The organism is Halovulum dunhuangense, from assembly GCF_013093415.1.
Taxonomy (GTDB): Bacteria; Pseudomonadota; Alphaproteobacteria; order Rhodobacterales; family Rhodobacteraceae; genus Halovulum; species Halovulum dunhuangense.
In genome coordinates this window covers 345,342-359,765 of the sequence record NZ_JABFBC010000001.1, presented here as the reverse complement: position 1 = coordinate 359,765, position 14,424 = coordinate 345,342, and the positions used below count along the sequence as shown (strand labels likewise).

Here is a 14,424-nt window from a genome sequence, read left to right as displayed (position 1 = left end):
TCAGAACAGGGCTTCGGCGGCGACGATCCTTGCCGCCGCCACGCCACGGCGGTTGTGCTGGATCGCCTCGATCCTGCTGGCGATGGCGGGGTGTTCGCGCGGCAGGATGCCCAGCCGCACCAGCAGCGCGGCTATGGCTGCGTCGGATGCGCGGGTCGCGCCATCCTCGACCTTCAGCGCGATGCCCAGCCGCGCCTCGGGCAGGATCGCACCGAACACGCCCTCGGCGCCGGTCTTGATGACCGCGCGTCCCTCGGCCGCGGCGGTGATTTCCGTGCTGGCGCTTCCCGTGCCGCCGATCAGCACCGGGTGCGCGGCCATTGCCGCGACCAGCCGCCTTGCGGCATCCGCGCGGCGCGGCGCCAGGGTGTCGGTCGCGGCCATGCGCGCCATCGCCCGGCCGAAGCCGTGCAGGCTGAGCACGAAATTCGGCGCGGAACAGCCATCGATCCCGAAGCCGGGGCTTTCTTCGCCGGCCATCTCCTCGGTCGCGGCGCGGGCGGCGCGCTGCACCGGGTGGTCTGCGTCGATATACTCGGTACCCCCGCCCAGTTCGCGCGCGAGCGTCAGGAAACCGGCATGCTTTCCCGAGCAGTTGTTGTGGATCTGGCAGGGTACCCGTCCGGCATCGCGCAACGCGTGCCGCGCCTCTGCATCGTCGGGCACCTGGGGGCCGCAGCGCAGATCGGCCTCCGACAGGCCCAGGGACCCAAGCCAGCGCGCGACCCGTTCCGTATGCACATGCGCCCCCTTGTGAGACGCGCAGGCAAGCGCCAGTTCTTCGGATCCAAGGCCGGCCCGGTCCGCCGCGCCGCTTTCCACAAGCGGAAGCGCCTGAAGCATCTTGGAAGAGGAGCGGGGATAGATCAGCGCCTTCGGATCGCCCCAGGCGGCAACGATGCCGCCGGTTTCATCGACGATCACCGCATGGCCACGATGGACGCCTTCGAGAAAATCGCCACGCCACAATTCGGCCAGCACAACAGGTTCGGTCATCTGCTCCGGTCTTTTTCAGTCGTCGAGAAAGGCATCCGCCATGTCTTCGCCAAGTTCCGCCCTCAGGTGGCGAAAGGCAAGCCTTATCCGTGACTTCACCGTTCCGAGCGGCAGATCGAACAGCGCGGCGATTTCGCCGTGGCTGAGCCCGTCGTAGAAGGCGGCTTTCAGCACCTCGCGCTGGTCGGACGTCAACCGCTCCATTCCGGCGCGCACCCGGGTAGCCACCTGCTGCGCGGTCAGGACCTCGGCGCCGGTCGGTTCCGGGTCGGGCTGGAAAAGCGGGTCCTCGGGGTCGGGCTCTGGGCGGGTACGTCTGCGGATCAGGTCGATGCGGCGGTTCCGGGCAATCGCGAAGATCCAGGTCGAGGCGGCGGCCTTTGCCGGATCGAACTGGTGCGCCTTGCGCCAGACCGTGACCAGAACCTCCTGCGCGATCTCGTCCGCATCCTCCTGCGAGGTACCGGCCCGCATGATGAATGCCTTGACCCGCACGGCATACCGGCCGAACAGTTCGGCAAAGGCGGACTTGTCTCCCCGCGCGACCGCAGCGAGGAGCTGCGTGTCATTCTGATTCGACAGATCGCCCATGGCTTGCATGTCTACACTGATGTCCCCCCGCAGTCAGCAATGCCGTGGCGGGCAGATAAACCGAAAACTTCCGCCGACGCGGGTAAAATACGCGTTAGGGGCTGGAAACGATGCGTCCGCTTTGAGTAAATTCCCGTCACAGGCAAAAAGCTGCGCATCGGCTGCGTGGCGTCCCAATTATCGAGTAGGAGGCATCGGCAAATGATCCGAACCCTGACGACCGCAGCCGTACTGGCGCTGGTGATCGGGTCCGGCGCGGCAAGCGTCGCGCAGGCCCAGAGCAATGCCTCGGTCGCGGCATTCCGGGACTGGAGCGTCTTCAACCCCAGCGATCCGCGCGAGTGCTACATCGTCTCGCCGCCGATCCGGTCAGAGGCGCGCCGCGACGGTCAGGTCGTGTCGGTGCAGCGTGGCGACATCCTGCTGTTCGTGACGATCCGTCCGGCCCAGGGCGTGGACAAGGAAGTCAGCTTTACCGGCGGTTACCCGTTCCAGCCCGGCCGGGATATCCAGGTGAACATCGGCGGCACCAACTACGCGCTGGCGCCGGGCACCGATGCGGCGCAGGAATGGGCATGGCCCTCGTCGCCCGAGCGCGACCGCGCCTTGGTGGACGCGATGCGTGCAGGTGCAAGTGCGACGATCACCGCCGTTTCGAGCCGGGGCACGACCACCATCGACGAGTTCTCGCTGCTGGGCTTCACCGCCGCGCTGGAAGAGGCAGAGCGTCTCTGCCAGTAGGCGCGCGCCTTCCATCGCAGCCCCTTGGGGCTTATATGGCGGTCTGAACTGTGCTATTTCCCCGGCTTTCGCCGGTTGAGGAGCCTTGAGATGACTGCCAGCGCCCCGATCACACAGGATCTTCTGACCATCCCGCGCCGGGATGCGGAAGGCGCGCGTCCGAACCTGATCGGGCTCACCCGCGGGGCGCTGCGTGCCGCGCTGGTCGATGCGGGAACGCCGGAAAGCCAGGCGAACATGCGCACGGGCCAGCTATGGGCCTGGCTCTACCAGAAGGGCGTGCGTGACTTCGACGCGATGACCAACCTGTCGAAGGGTTATCGCGCGTTGCTGGCGGACGCCTTCGAGATCCGCCGCCCCGAGATCGTGACACGGCAGATTTCCGAGGACGGCACCCGCAAATACCTGCTGCGCATCGCCGGCGGCCACGAGATCGAGACGGTATACATCCCCGAGGAGGATCGCGGCACGCTGTGCATCTCCTCGCAGGTGGGCTGCACGCTGACCTGTTCCTTCTGCCACACCGGCACCCAGAAGCTGGTGCGCAACCTGACCGCCGGCGAAATCGTGGGCCAGATCCTGGTCGCCCGCGACGACCTGGACGACTGGGGCCACAAGGACGCGCTGGAGCGCCGCCGCATTTCCAACATCGTGCTGATGGGGATGGGCGAACCGCTCTACAATTTCGAGAATGTCCGCGACGCCATGAAGATCGCCATGGATGGCGAAGGCATCTCGCTGTCGCGCCGCCGCATCACGCTCTCGACCTCGGGCGTCGTGCCGGAGATCGCGCGCGCCGGGGACGAGATCGGCTGCATGCTGGCCATCAGCTTCCACGCCACCACCGACGAGGTGCGCGACGGGCTGGTGCCGATCAACAGGAAATGGAACATCGAGGCGCTGATCGACGCCTGCCGCGCCTATCCGCGGCTTTCGAATGCCGAACGCATCACCTTTGAATACGTCATGCTGAAGGGCGTGAACGACAGCGATGCCGACGCGAAGCGGCTGGTGAAGCTGATCGCGGGTATCCCGGCCAAGATCAACCTGATCCCCTTCAACCCGTGGCCCGGCGCGCCCTACGAGCGGTCGGACTGGGACCGGATCGAGGCCTTTGCCGAGATCGTGAACCGTGCCGGTTATGCCAGCCCGATCCGTACGCCAAGGGGAGAGGACATCATGGCAGCCTGCGGCCAGCTGAAGTCCGCCACCGAACGTGCCCGCAAGTCCCGCGCGCAGATCGCGGCAGAGACCGGCGCGGCCTGAGCCCATTTTCCTTGCAAGCGGCATCACGGCCGGGCCCGCGGGGGCGTCGGACGACCGTGGGCGCGGCACATATTTCCGATAAAAACACTCGGATTGACTTTTCCGAGTGATTCACTCAGAAATAAGGCATCCTCCCAGCCATCTCTCGCGACACCGCGCGGGAAAGCCCGGGGCCGCAACCGGATGGAGCAACAGGATGTCCGACAGACAGATGCGACAGGGAAAGCAGATCCTTCGGCACAGGGACGATTACCGCGCAGAGACCGGCATGCAGCAGTTCTGGGAGATACTCTCGGATCTTCGATTTGCGCCGGCCGAGGGGCTGGAATGGCTGCTCGACCGGGCCGACCGAAGCACGGAACCACGGCGATGACCGCGCTCCCGACCAGGCTGGAGGAGGAGGCGCGCAGCAGCGCACCGCCCATCCACAGGGCCGAGCATCTGACCGACGGCGGCACGCAGGCGCGGATCGTCCTGCGCGATCAGGTCTACACCCTGCGCATCACCCGCGCCGGCAAGCTTATCCTGACCAAGTGAGGGCCGCGGCGTGACCGATCGATCCCGAATACGCGGCGGTGCCCCGGTGGGGCAGGTCTCGCAACTCGACGCGGTAGAGACCGGCGCCGTCTACGCCCTGCGGCTCTGGTTCGACGGACCGGAAGCCCAGGCAGAAGTGTGGAACAGCTTCGCAAGCACGCTGGGCCCGAAGGCCGGGCGCACCGCGCTTCAGGCGCTCGAGCAGCTGTTCGAGATCCTTGTCCGTCACGGCCGGCGTCCCCTGATGCGGCACGACGTGGCCTGCAAGTGCCTTGGCGCCGACGAGGCGTTCTTCGCGACACTGATCGCCACCGCCGCCGACGGGGACAGGGAAGAGGCAGCGATGATCGCCTCCACCCTCGTGCGGGCCGACATGGCGCTCTTCGTGGCAGAGCCGGCGCAGGTGTTCGGACTGGCGCTCAAGCGGCTCGGCATGGGAACCCCGCAACCCGCGCCTGGCCACGTTTCCGCACAGGTTCTGCACTGAGGCAAGGGCCCGGCTGGCGCCCAGGTTCGGCAGGCACCTGCGTCCAGCCGGCTTTTCGCGCTTGATCGGCTGCAAGGCCGGTGGCACGACTTGCCCATGCAGCAGAACCAGATCCCCAGCTGGGCCGAGTGCGCCCCCCGCCTGATCGCCGTCGCCCGAGGCGACGCACCCGCCGACATGGTGATCCGCAAGGGCACCTGGGTGAACGTGCACTCGCGCGAGCTGATCCCGGATACCGACATCGCCATCGCGGGCGGCCGCATCGCCTGCTGCGTGCCGGACGCCTCGCGCATGATCGGGCCAGAGACGCAGGTGATCGAGGCGCGCGGGCGCTACATCCTTCCGGGCCTGTGCGACGGGCACATGCACGTCGAGTCGGGCATGCTGACCGTCACCCAGTTCGCCCGCGCGGTGATCCCCCACGGCACCACGACCATGTTCGTCGATCCGCACGAAGTGGCGAATGTCATGGGGCTGGAAGGCGTGCGGCTGATGCATGACGAGGCGCTGGCGCAGCCGGTCAACGTCTTCGTGCAGATGCCCTCCTGCGCGCCATCGGCCCCGGGGCTGGAAACCACCGGGCAGGAGATCACGCCCGACGACGTGGCCGAGGCGATGCACTGGCCAGGCATCATCGGCCTGGGCGAGATGATGAACTTCCCCGGCGTGATCAACGCCGATCCGAAGATGCTGGCCGAGATCGCCGCGACGCAGGCGGCGGGCAAGACGGTGGGCGGCCACTACGCGAACCCCGACCTGTCCGGGCTGCCGGCCTATGCCGCGGGCGGCCCCGCCGACGATCACGAGGGAACCTGTGAAGCGGACGCCATCGCGCGCGTTCGCCTTGGCATGCGGGCCATGTTGCGGCTGGGTTCCGCGTGGTACGACGTGAAGGCGCAGGTCACGGCAATCACGGAGAAGGGGCTCGATCCGCGCAACTTCATCCTCTGCACCGACGACTGCCATTCCGGCACGCTGGTCCATGATGGTCACATGAACCGCGTGGTGCGCCACGCGATCGATTGCGGGCTCGACCCGCTGGTGGCGATCCAGATGGCCACGATCAACACCGCGACCCATTTCGGGCTGGAGCGCGAGCTTGGCTCGATCACGCCGGGACGGCGGGCGGACATCATCCTGTCCTCGGACCTGCGGACCCTGCCGATCGAGGCGGTGATCGCACGCGGACAGATCGTGGCCGAGGGCGGCCAGCTGCTTTCACCGCAGCCAGATTTCGCATGGCCGACGCATGCCAGGCAGACCGTCCGGGTGGCGCGGGCACTCACGGCGTCCGACTTCGACATCGCAGCGCCGGATGGGGCGAACCATGTCCGCGCCCGGGTGATCGGGGTGGTCGAGAATCAGGCCCCGACCCGCGCGCTCGAGGCGGAGCTTTCCGTCGAGGGCGGCATCGTCGCCATGGACCGGCAGGCCGATATCTGCCAGATCGCGCTGGTCGAGCGCCACCGCGCCACGGGGGGCGTGACCAACGGCTTCGTCTCGGGCTTCGGCTACGGGGTGGATTGCGCCGTTGCCTCTACGGTGGCGCATGACAGCCACCACATGATCGTGGTGGGTACTTCAAAATCCGACATGGCACTGGCCGCGAACCGGCTGGCCGAGGTGGGCGGCGGCGTGGCCGTCTTCCGCGACGGGCGCGAAGTCGCGCTCGTGCGCCTGCCGATCGCGGGCCTCATGTCCGACGCCCCCGCCGAAGATGTGGCGCGCGACGCGGCTGCGATGGTCGCCGCGATGGCGGATTGCGGATGCACCCTGAACAACGCCTTCATGCAGCATTCGCTGCTGGCGCTGGTGGTGATCCCCGCCTTGCGGATATCGGATCTCGGCCTCATAGACGTGACGCGCTTCGCGCGCACGGATCTTTTCATCACCGAGGGCAATTCGCCTTGAAATCCTTTCGTACAGCTTCCGAACTTCCCGTTCTCACGCCCGACCTGCCCGCCGACCGGGTCTGCAGCGATGCCGAGCAGGCCGTGGATGCGCTTGTCGCGCTATATGACGCGGGCACCCGATTCCTGCGCGATCGCTTCACCGCCGTCATGGCAGGAGAAGCACCCGCCGGACGCTACCGCGCCTTTTACCCCGAGATAACGCTGGTCACCTCCAGCTATGCGCGGGTGGACAGCCGGCTGTCCTTCGGCCATGTGGCCGAGCCGGGGCGCTATGCGACCACGATCACCCGTCCCGACCTGTTCCGCGGCTATCTGCTGCAACAGATCGGCCTTCTGGTCGCCAATCACGGCGTGCCGGTGACCGTCGGCCCATCGACCACGCCGATCCCGCTGCATTTCGCCATGGCGAACGGCACCCATGTCGAAGGCTCCATCGAGGAACACCTGGACCGCCCGCTGCGCGACCTGTTCGACGTCCCTTCGCTGGAAACGACGGACGACCGGATCGTGAATGGCGATGTGCTGATCGGTGCCGACGGGACAAGGGCGCTGGCGCCCTTCAGCGCGCAGCGTATCGACTACTCGCTGGCCCGGCTGGCCCATTACACCGCGACCGAGGCCGAGCATTTCCAGAACCATGTCCTGTTCACGAACTACCAGTTCTACATGGAAGAGTTCGTCGCCTATGCCCAGGCGCAACTGGCTGACCCGGACAGCGGCTACGTCGCGCTGGTAGAACCGGGCAACGTGATCACCACGCGGGACGGCAAGCGCGGCACGCCCCCGGCGAAGCTGCCACAGATGCCGACCTATCACCTTGTGCGGGAAAAGGGGCAGGGCATCACGATGGTCAATATCGGCGTGGGGCCATCCAACGCCAAGACGATCACCGACCACATCGCCGTGCTGCGGCCGCATGTCTGGCTGATGCTGGGCCATTGCGCCGGACTGAGAAATTCGCAGAGCCTGGGCGATTATGTCCTCGCCCATGCCTATGTGCGCGAGGATCACGTTCTGGATGACGACCTGCCGACCTGGGTGCCAATTCCGGCGCTGGCCGAAGTGCAGATCGCGCTACAGCAGGCGGTGGCCGAAGTGACCCAGCTGGATGGATTCGATCTGAAGAAGATCATGCGCACCGGGACCGTGGCCACGATCGACAACCGCAACTGGGAACTGCGCGACCAGTCAGGGCCGGTTCAGCGGCTCAGCCAGTCGCGCGCCATCGCGCTCGACATGGAATCCGCGACGATCGCGGCGAACGGCTTCCGTTTCAGGGTTCCGTACGGAACGCTTCTGTGTGTCAGCGACAAGCCGCTGCACGGCGAGCTGAAATTGCCTGGCATGGCGACCAGTTTCTACAAGCGACAGGTTGCGCAGCATCTTCTGATCGGGCTTCGCGCAATGGAGAAGCTGCGGGACATGCCGCTCGAGCGGTTGCACTCGCGCAAGTTGCGCAGCTTCGAGGAGACGGCGTTCCTGTGACGCCACATCCACCTGTGGATAACCCTCAAACCCAACAAAAAAAGGGGTAGCCGGGAATTTCCGGCATTGTTTTTTGGATTCGTATTGGCTTAAGTCAGCGGACACACGCTCGTGAACGCAAAAGACAGACATCAACCGGGAGCACGAAGATGGCCCAGAAACCCATGACCAAGACCCAGCTTGTCGCTGCGCTGGCCGAAAAGACCGACAGCGACAAGGCGTCGGTGAACCGCATGCTGGACGCCCTGTCCGAGGTGGTCTCGGCTGAAATGGCGGCTGGCGGCGCGGTAACGCTGCCCGGTCTTGGCAAGTTCGCCTGCCGCGAGCGTCCCGCCCGCATGGTGCGCAACCCCGCCACCGGCGAGCAGATGCAGAAGCCGGCGGACCGGGTCGCGAAGGTGACGATCGCAAAGGCGCTCAAGGACGTGATCAACGGCTGATCCCACCGGACTGCCGATCCTGCAACGGGCCGCCCTTGGCGGCCTGTTTCTTTTGGAAAGACAAATGACGCTTCGCACCGCGCTTCTGGGGCTTGCCTTCGTCTTCATGTGGTCGAGCGCCTTCACCTCGGCGCGGGTGGCGGTGGCCGACGCGCCCCCCTTCCTGATCCTGACCGCCCGCTTCGCGGTGTCTGGCGGGCTTGCCATCCTGATCGCAACGGCGCTTGGTCAGAAGATCTCGCTGGACCGGGCCGGATGGCGGGCGGTGGTGCTGTTCGGGCTGTTCCAGAACGCGCTGTACCTTGGGCTGAACTTCGTCGCCGTGCAGTGGATCGAGGCCGGGCTCGCCTCGATCATCGCGAGTGCGCTGCCCCTGTCGGTGGCTGCGGCGCAGCTGATCTTCGGCGGCCAGCGTCTGCCATTGCTTGGGGTCGCCGGATTGGCGGCGGGCCTGTCAGGCGTTCTGCTGATCATGTCGGCGCGCATCAGCGGGGGGGCGGATCCGCTGGGGGTCCTGTTGTGCATCATCGGGCTTCTATCCCTGACGGCTGCCACCCTGCTCGTCTCGGGGGCGTCGGCGCGGGGCAACCTGCTGATGGTGGTGGGCTTGCAGATGCTGGTGGGCAGTGCCGCACTCCTGCCGGTGTCGCTTCTGCTTGAGGATTGGGTCGTGAACTGGACCTGGTCGCTGGGGATCGCATTCACCTACACCACGCTGGTCCCGGGCCTGGCGGCGACGCTGGTGTGGTTCGTGCTGGTGGGTCAGATCGGCGCGACACGGGCGGCAAGCTTCCACTTCCTCAATCCGTTCTTCGGGGTTGCCATCGCCGCGCTCATTCTGGGCGAGGGACTGTCCCTGCGCGACGTGATCGGCGTCGTGGTCATCATGGCCGGCATCTATATGGTGCAACGGGCCCGCGCCTGAGCCGATCATGGCGCGATTGTGATTTAAATATGGCTTTAATGTGGCAGGCATAGGCTTACCTTCATCGATGTGGCTGCACGATGGGCGTGCGGCGGTGGCACATCGACGGAGGTTCAAATGCTGCGCAAGCTCGGAGAATTCTACCTGATCGCCATCGCACTGATCGTCGCCATTACGATCGTTCTTGCCGGAAGCGGCCTGTCACAGACCGAAATCACCATGTTCGCCATGTTGGCGTGGCCCTGCAGCGCGCTCGTCATGCTCGCGCGCCGCAGGCTTGCCCGGATCGTGGCGACGGGCCGGTAGGGCCCGCACGACCATCAGAAATCCAGATTCTCCACGCTCAGGGCGTTCGCCTGGATGAAGGCGCGACGAGGTTCCACCTCGTCGCCCATCAGCCGGGTAAAGACCTCGTCGGCCTCGGTCACTTCGTCGATGCGGACCTGCAACAGCGTCCGCGCCTCAGGATCCAGGGTGGTTTCCCACAGCTGGTCAGGGTTCATCTCTCCCAGACCCTTGTAGCGCTGCAATGTCAGCCCGCGCTCGCCTTCCGTCATCACGGCATCGAGCAGGTCGAGCGGACCATAGATTGCCAGTTCGCGATCCTTGCGCAGCAGCACGGCCGGCTTCGCGTATACCTCCTGGAGGGCGCCGGTCAGGCTGCCAAGCTTTCGCGACTCGCCCGATCGCAGGACGGGCCCGTCGAGGACACGCACTTCCTCGACCCCGCGCAGCACGCGGAACAGGCGCAGGCCGTGGTCCTGGGTTGGCCGCCCCTGCCAGCCACGTTCGTATTCCTTCGCGATCAGGTCGAGTCGCGTCGCGACCGCATCGGCTACAACCTGCAGATCGGCATCAAGCGCGCCGGGCTTCAGCGCCCCGGCGATGGTTGCCTGTTCCAGGATCGGGCGCGGGTAATGAGTGGGAAAGGCGTTCAGGATGGTCCGCGTCTGGCGCGCCTCGGTCACGACCCGGGCCAGATCCGCCCCCCCGATCACGCTGCCGTCGCCCAGGCGCAGGGCGGCGTCCGCCAAGCCCTGCTGGATCAGGTAATCCTCGAGTGCGGCATGGTCCTTCAGATAGACCTCGGACCGCCCGCGGGCGACCTTGTAGAGTGGCGGCTGCGCGATGTAGAGATACCCCCCCTCGATCAGTTCGGGCATCTGCCGGAAGAAGAAGGTCAGCAAGAGCGTGCGGATATGGGCACCATCCACATCGGCATCGGTCATGATGATGATCTTGTGGTATCGCAGCTTCCGGATGTCGAACTCGTCCCGGCCGATGCCCGTCCCAAGCGCGGTGATGAGCGTGCCGATTTCCTGGCTGGCCAGCATCCTGTCGAAGCGGGCGCGCTCCACGTTCAGGATCTTGCCACGCAGCGGCAGCACTGCCTGGTTCTGGCGCGACCGGCCCTGCTTGGCCGAGCCGCCGGCGCTGTCGCCCTCGACCAGGAACAGCTCGGACTTGGACGGATCCTTTTCCTGGCAGTCGGCCAGCTTGCCGGGCAGCGAGGCAACCGACATCGCCGACTTGCGCGTCATCTCGCGCGCCTTGCGCGCCGCTTCCCGCGCGAGGGCCGCTTCCACGATCTTGGACACGATGGTCCGGGCCTCGTTCGGGTTTTCTTCGAACCACTCGGCCAGTTTCTCGTTCATCAGGCTCTCGACCGCCGGGCGCACCTCGGACGAGACCAGCTTGTCCTTGGTCTGGGAGCTGAATTTCGGATCGGGCACCTTGACCGACAGGACACAGGTCAGCCCCTCGCGGGCGTCGTCACCGGTCAGCGTGACCTTTTCCTTCCGCGCAATCCCGGATGTTGCGACGTAGTTGTTGATCGTCCGGGTCAGGGCCCCACGGAATCCCGCGAGATGCGTGCCGCCATCGCGTTGCGGGATGTTGTTGGTAAAGGGCAGCACCGTCTCGTGGTAGCTGTCGTTCCACCACATCGCCACCTCGACCCCGATATCGTCGCGGGTGCCTTCGACGAAGATCGGCGTCGGGATCAGCGGATGCTTGGAACGGTCCAGGTAGCGCACGAATTCGCGCACCCCGCCTTCGTAGATCATCTCGACCTGCAACGCCTCGGCCGGGCGCTCGTCCCGCAGCGTGATGCGAACCCCGGAATTGAGGAACGCCAGTTCCCGCAACCGGTGCTCAAGCGTCTTGAAGACGTATTCGCGGTTCGAGAAGGTCCCGGTCGAGGCAAGAAAGCGGACCTGAGTGCCGCGTCGGCCCTCGGCATCGCCCACGACGCGCAGGGATTCGACAGTGAAGCCCCCCTCGAAGCGGGCGTAGTGCTCCTTGCCCCCGCGCCAGATGCGAAGCTCCAGCCATTCCGACAGGGCGTTCACAACCGATACGCCCACGCCATGCAGGCCGCCGGATACCTTGTAGGAGTTGCTGTCGAACTTCCCGCCGGCATGCAGCTGGGTCATGATGACCTCGGCCGCGGAGACGCCCTCTTCCTGGTGGATGTCCGTGGGGATGCCGCGACCGTTGTCGGTGACGGAAACGGACTCGTCGGCATGGATCGTCACGGTCACGGTATCGGCATGACCGGCGAGCGCCTCGTCGATGCCGTTGTCCACCACCTCATAGACCATGTGGTGCAGGCCCGACCCGTCATCGGTATCCCCGATATACATACCGGGACGCTTGCGCACCGCCTCCAGCCCCTTGAGGACCTTGATCGATCCGGCGCCGTAGTCGCTATCGTTTTCGGCCGAACCCTGCCCGGTTTCCGACATGTTGCGTGCCCCTTTTTCGTTTGGCGCAATTCTAGTGGGTCCGCACGGGAATGTCACGCGCACCGGCCGGTTTTTGCCGGGATAGTTCCAAGCAATATCAACGGGTTGCGTGAAAGCGCCCGCGCCTAGATCAGGACGATCGCAAAGCCCACCAGGATCAGCACGACACCGGCCCAGAAATTGATCCGCGCCCGCGCCTCGGGCGAGGCGATGATCGCCCGAACCCGGTCAAGAGACAGGCCCAGCGCAAGGTTGCCGATGAAGGGAACCAACGCCGAAATCGCACAGATCGCAACGATGTCGGCGGTCGTCACGCGGCTAAGATCGAAGAAGCCGGGCAGCACGCCCATGTAGAACAGGATCGCCTTGGGATTGCCCAGGATCGCCAGCAGCCCCGCAGTAAAGCCGGCCCAGGCGCCGGGGGCGGTCAGGGCGGAGTTCTCGCCCAGCAGGCGGTGGCGGTGACGGATCAGGCCCGCGCCCATCAGCAGAAAGATGACCGCGGCAGCATAGCGCAACGCTTCCAGAAATCCGCCATAGACCGAAAGCACCCAGCTGACGCCAAGGATCGCCAGCAGCGGCCAGAGCACATCGCCCACGACGACGCCCATGGCCAGTGGCCAGGCACCCGCGAAACCCGCCGATAGCGAGCGTGCGACGATGGCGACCCAGACCGGGCCGGGGGTCAGGAACAGCACGAAAAGCGCCCCTGCATAGAGCGCGAGGTCGGACAGGCCCAGGGTCATGGCGTGTCCGGTAGCGTCAGGCTGCCGTCCGCGCCTAGTGGCCAGAAGGGATTGCAGGCCAGTTCCCAGACATGGCCATCCGGGTCGGCGTAGTAACCCGAGTACCCACCCCACGGGGTTTTGGCCGGGGCCTTGAGGGATGTCGCGCCGGCCGACAGGGCAAGCGCATGTGCCGCGTCAACTTCGCGCTCGGTTTCGAAATTCTGCGCCAGCGCAGCGGCGCCAGTCCCCAGCGCCTTCACAGGGCGGCCCTGATCCTGCGCCAGGTCGCCAAGCCCGAACAGCGCCAGAACGGATCCCTGCATCTGGTAGAACGCGACCTCGGCCGTGCCGTGGGGGGACCCTCGCCAGCCCAGCGCGGCGTAGAAAGACCGCGCGCGGGCGAGATCGCGCACGCCAAGCGTTATCAGCGACACACGCTGCGGGGTATGGCTCATCGCAGTTCCTCGATCCGGGAGAGGCCGCCCTCCTCGGTCACGCGCAGATGCCGGGCGCGGTCGCCAAGCGCGTCGAACAGGTTGGCGTCGGTTCCGGTCATCCAGGCCTGCGCCCCCATGGCGCAGATCTCGTCATAAAGGGCAGCCCGGCGACCGGCGTCAAGATGGGCCGCCACCTCGTCCAGCAGCAGGATCGGCGCGGCGCCGAAATCCTCGGCCAGGGCGCGGGCATTGGCCAGGATCAGCGAGACGAGCAGCGCCTTCTGCTCGCCGGTAGAGCAAAGCCGCGCCTCCATTCCCTTGGCGGCATATAGGGCGGTCAGGTCGGCGCGATGCGGACCGATCAGGCTGCGCCCGGCCGCGAGATCGCGCGGACGCGATGCAGCGAGCGCGTCGCGAAGTTCCGCCTCGTCCGGGCCTTCGGGGCCGTCCTCGGGCAGGGTCAGGCTCAGCTCGGCACGGGGAAAGGCCGTCTCGGCCCCGTCCTGCGCCGCCCGCAGACGGTCGAGCGCCATTTCCCGGTTCGCCCAGAGCGCAGCACCGTGCCGGGCCATCTGCGCCTCGAGCCCGGCATACCAGGCGGGATCACGCACATTGTCTTTCAGCAGACGGTTGCGCTCGCGCATCGCCTTCTCATAGGCGACGGCGGCATCCGCGTGATACGGCTCCAGGCTCAGCGTGATCCGGTCCAGAAAGCGCCGCCGCTCGGACGCGCCCTCAAGCCACAGCCGGTCCATCGCCGGCACCAGCCAAAGGACCCGGGCGATCCGGCCAAGCGCCGTCTGCGGCGCAGACTTGCCGTCGATCTCAACCGTGCGGCTGGCGTTGCCGGGCTCCGCCCAGGTGTCGATCTCGTGCGACCTGTCAGGTGCGGTCAGCACGGCGCGGATCTTCCAGCCCAGATCCTCGGGGCTGCGCGCCAGCTCCTCGGTAGAGGCGCGGCGCAATCCCTTGCCCGGGGAAAGCAGCGACAGCGCTTCCAGGATGTTGGTCTTGCCGGCCCCGTTCGGGCCGACAATGGCCAGGGGACGGCCATCGCCCTCGATCAGCGCGGCGCGGTGGGACCGGAAATGCGACAGCTGCAGCCGCGTGACAGCCAGACGGCGCACGGGG

Annotated in this window: 16 protein-coding genes; 10 read left to right on the top strand and 6 right to left on the bottom strand. The window is 66.3% G+C overall.

All coding sequences use genetic code 11. The features are described 5' to 3' along the window. Together HMH01_RS01705 and HMH01_RS01700 are read right to left on the bottom strand one after the other, a co-directional pair. A complete protein-coding gene (locus tag HMH01_RS01705; RefSeq protein WP_171321866.1) occupies positions 1 to 996 on the bottom strand; it encodes an asparaginase in 996 nt (331 codons plus the stop codon). A 15-nt stretch (positions 997 to 1,011) separates the two neighbouring features. Then, on the bottom strand, positions 1,012 to 1,587 hold the full coding sequence (locus tag HMH01_RS01700) for a sigma-70 family RNA polymerase sigma factor (RefSeq protein WP_171321865.1): 576 nt from the start codon (positions 1,585 to 1,587) through the stop codon (positions 1,012 to 1,014). A 201-nt stretch (positions 1,588 to 1,788) separates the two neighbouring features. Here HMH01_RS01700 and HMH01_RS01695 point away from each other — a divergent pair, with 201 nt between their 5' ends. The 10 genes from HMH01_RS01695 to HMH01_RS01650 all read left to right on the top strand — a co-directional run bounded on the left by HMH01_RS01695 (position 1,789) and on the right by HMH01_RS01650 (position 9,687). Next, positions 1,789 to 2,328: an invasion associated locus B family protein gene (locus HMH01_RS01695; RefSeq protein ID WP_171321864.1), complete on the top strand. Its 540-nt coding sequence runs from the start codon at positions 1,789 to 1,791 to the stop codon at positions 2,326 to 2,328. Between the two features lie 90 nt (positions 2,329 to 2,418). After that, positions 2,419 to 3,594 carry a dual-specificity RNA methyltransferase RlmN gene (rlmN, locus tag HMH01_RS01690; RefSeq protein WP_171321863.1) on the top strand — a complete coding sequence of 392 codons (1,176 nt, stop codon included), beginning with the start codon at positions 2,419 to 2,421 and terminating at the stop codon, positions 3,592 to 3,594. Positions 3,595 to 3,790: 196 nt separating this feature from the next. After that, positions 3,791 to 3,967 carry a hypothetical protein gene (locus tag HMH01_RS01685; protein WP_171321862.1) on the top strand — a complete coding sequence of 59 codons (177 nt, stop codon included), beginning with the start codon at positions 3,791 to 3,793 and terminating at the stop codon, positions 3,965 to 3,967. Beyond that, on the top strand, positions 3,964 to 4,131 hold the full coding sequence (hemP, locus tag HMH01_RS01680; RefSeq protein ID WP_171321861.1) for a hemin uptake protein HemP: 168 nt from the start codon (positions 3,964 to 3,966) through the stop codon (positions 4,129 to 4,131). The genes HMH01_RS01685 and hemP overlap by 4 nt, the downstream gene beginning before the upstream one ends. 10 nt (positions 4,132 to 4,141) lie before the next feature. Beyond that, positions 4,142 to 4,618, top strand: coding sequence for a hypothetical protein (locus HMH01_RS01675; RefSeq protein ID WP_171321860.1), 477 nt, complete (start codon positions 4,142 to 4,144; stop codon positions 4,616 to 4,618). Between the two features lie 96 nt (positions 4,619 to 4,714). Continuing rightward, positions 4,715 to 6,529 (top strand): adenine deaminase, encoded by a 1,815-nt coding sequence (gene ade / locus HMH01_RS01670; protein ID WP_171321859.1) that lies wholly within the window; start codon positions 4,715 to 4,717, stop codon positions 6,527 to 6,529. Next, entirely contained in the window at positions 6,526 to 8,016 is a 1,491-nt protein-coding gene (locus HMH01_RS01665; protein ID WP_171321858.1) for an AMP nucleosidase, read from the top strand. The genes ade and HMH01_RS01665 overlap by 4 nt, the downstream gene beginning before the upstream one ends. A 149-nt stretch (positions 8,017 to 8,165) precedes the next feature. Continuing rightward, on the top strand, positions 8,166 to 8,456 hold the full coding sequence (locus HMH01_RS01660) for an HU family DNA-binding protein (protein WP_171321856.1): 291 nt from the start codon (positions 8,166 to 8,168) through the stop codon (positions 8,454 to 8,456). A gap of 64 nt (positions 8,457 to 8,520) precedes the next feature. Further along, on the top strand, positions 8,521 to 9,381 hold the full coding sequence (locus HMH01_RS01655) for a DMT family transporter (RefSeq protein ID WP_171321854.1): 861 nt from the start codon (positions 8,521 to 8,523) through the stop codon (positions 9,379 to 9,381). A gap of 117 nt (positions 9,382 to 9,498) precedes the next feature. After that, entirely contained in the window at positions 9,499 to 9,687 is a 189-nt protein-coding gene (locus HMH01_RS01650; RefSeq protein WP_171321853.1) for a hypothetical protein, read from the top strand. Positions 9,688 to 9,701: 14 nt separating this feature from the next. Here the strand turns inward: HMH01_RS01650 and gyrB are convergent, their stop codons facing one another. From gyrB to recF, 4 genes are all read right to left on the bottom strand, one after another. Further along, on the bottom strand, positions 9,702 to 12,128 hold the full coding sequence (gene gyrB, locus HMH01_RS01645; protein ID WP_171321850.1) for a DNA topoisomerase (ATP-hydrolyzing) subunit B: 2,427 nt from the start codon (positions 12,126 to 12,128) through the stop codon (positions 9,702 to 9,704). A 125-nt stretch (positions 12,129 to 12,253) separates the two neighbouring features. Further along, positions 12,254 to 12,874: a LysE family translocator gene (locus tag HMH01_RS01640; protein WP_171321848.1), complete on the bottom strand. Its 621-nt coding sequence runs from the start codon at positions 12,872 to 12,874 to the stop codon at positions 12,254 to 12,256. Then, a complete protein-coding gene (locus HMH01_RS01635; protein WP_171321846.1) occupies positions 12,871 to 13,311 on the bottom strand; it encodes a VOC family protein in 441 nt (146 codons plus the stop codon). Before HMH01_RS01635 ends, HMH01_RS01640 begins: the two co-directional genes overlap by 4 nt. Further along, entirely contained in the window at positions 13,308 to 14,420 is a 1,113-nt protein-coding gene (recF, locus tag HMH01_RS01630; RefSeq protein ID WP_171321844.1) for a DNA replication/repair protein RecF, read from the bottom strand. Before recF ends, HMH01_RS01635 begins: the two co-directional genes overlap by 4 nt. Positions 14,421 to 14,424: the final 4 nt, after the last annotated feature.

Excerpts from the sequence above, each read along its gene's own strand:
- HMH01_RS01705 (WP_171321866.1), bottom strand. The coding sequence starts at position 996 with ATGACCGAACCTGTTGTGCTGGCCGAATTGTGGCGTGGCGATTTTCTC.
- HMH01_RS01700 (WP_171321865.1), bottom strand. The coding sequence starts at position 1,587 with ATGGGCGATCTGTCGAATCAGAATGACACGCAGCTCCTCGCTGCGGTC.
- HMH01_RS01695 (WP_171321864.1), top strand. The coding sequence starts at position 1,789 with ATGATCCGAACCCTGACGACCGCAGCCGTACTGGCGCTGGTGATCGGG.
- rlmN (WP_171321863.1), top strand. The coding sequence starts at position 2,419 with ATGACTGCCAGCGCCCCGATCACACAGGATCTTCTGACCATCCCGCGC.
- HMH01_RS01685 (WP_171321862.1), top strand. The coding sequence starts at position 3,791 with ATGTCCGACAGACAGATGCGACAGGGAAAGCAGATCCTTCGGCACAGG.
- hemP (WP_171321861.1), top strand. The coding sequence starts at position 3,964 with ATGACCGCGCTCCCGACCAGGCTGGAGGAGGAGGCGCGCAGCAGCGCA.
- ade (WP_171321859.1), top strand. The coding sequence starts at position 4,715 with ATGCAGCAGAACCAGATCCCCAGCTGGGCCGAGTGCGCCCCCCGCCTG.
- HMH01_RS01660 (WP_171321856.1), top strand. The coding sequence starts at position 8,166 with ATGGCCCAGAAACCCATGACCAAGACCCAGCTTGTCGCTGCGCTGGCC.
- HMH01_RS01655 (WP_171321854.1), top strand. The coding sequence starts at position 8,521 with ATGACGCTTCGCACCGCGCTTCTGGGGCTTGCCTTCGTCTTCATGTGG.
- HMH01_RS01650 (WP_171321853.1), top strand. The coding sequence starts at position 9,499 with ATGCTGCGCAAGCTCGGAGAATTCTACCTGATCGCCATCGCACTGATC.
- gyrB (WP_171321850.1), bottom strand. The coding sequence starts at position 12,128 with ATGTCGGAAACCGGGCAGGGTTCGGCCGAAAACGATAGCGACTACGGC.
- HMH01_RS01640 (WP_171321848.1), bottom strand. The coding sequence starts at position 12,874 with ATGACCCTGGGCCTGTCCGACCTCGCGCTCTATGCAGGGGCGCTTTTC.
- HMH01_RS01635 (WP_171321846.1), bottom strand. The coding sequence starts at position 13,311 with ATGAGCCATACCCCGCAGCGTGTGTCGCTGATAACGCTTGGCGTGCGC.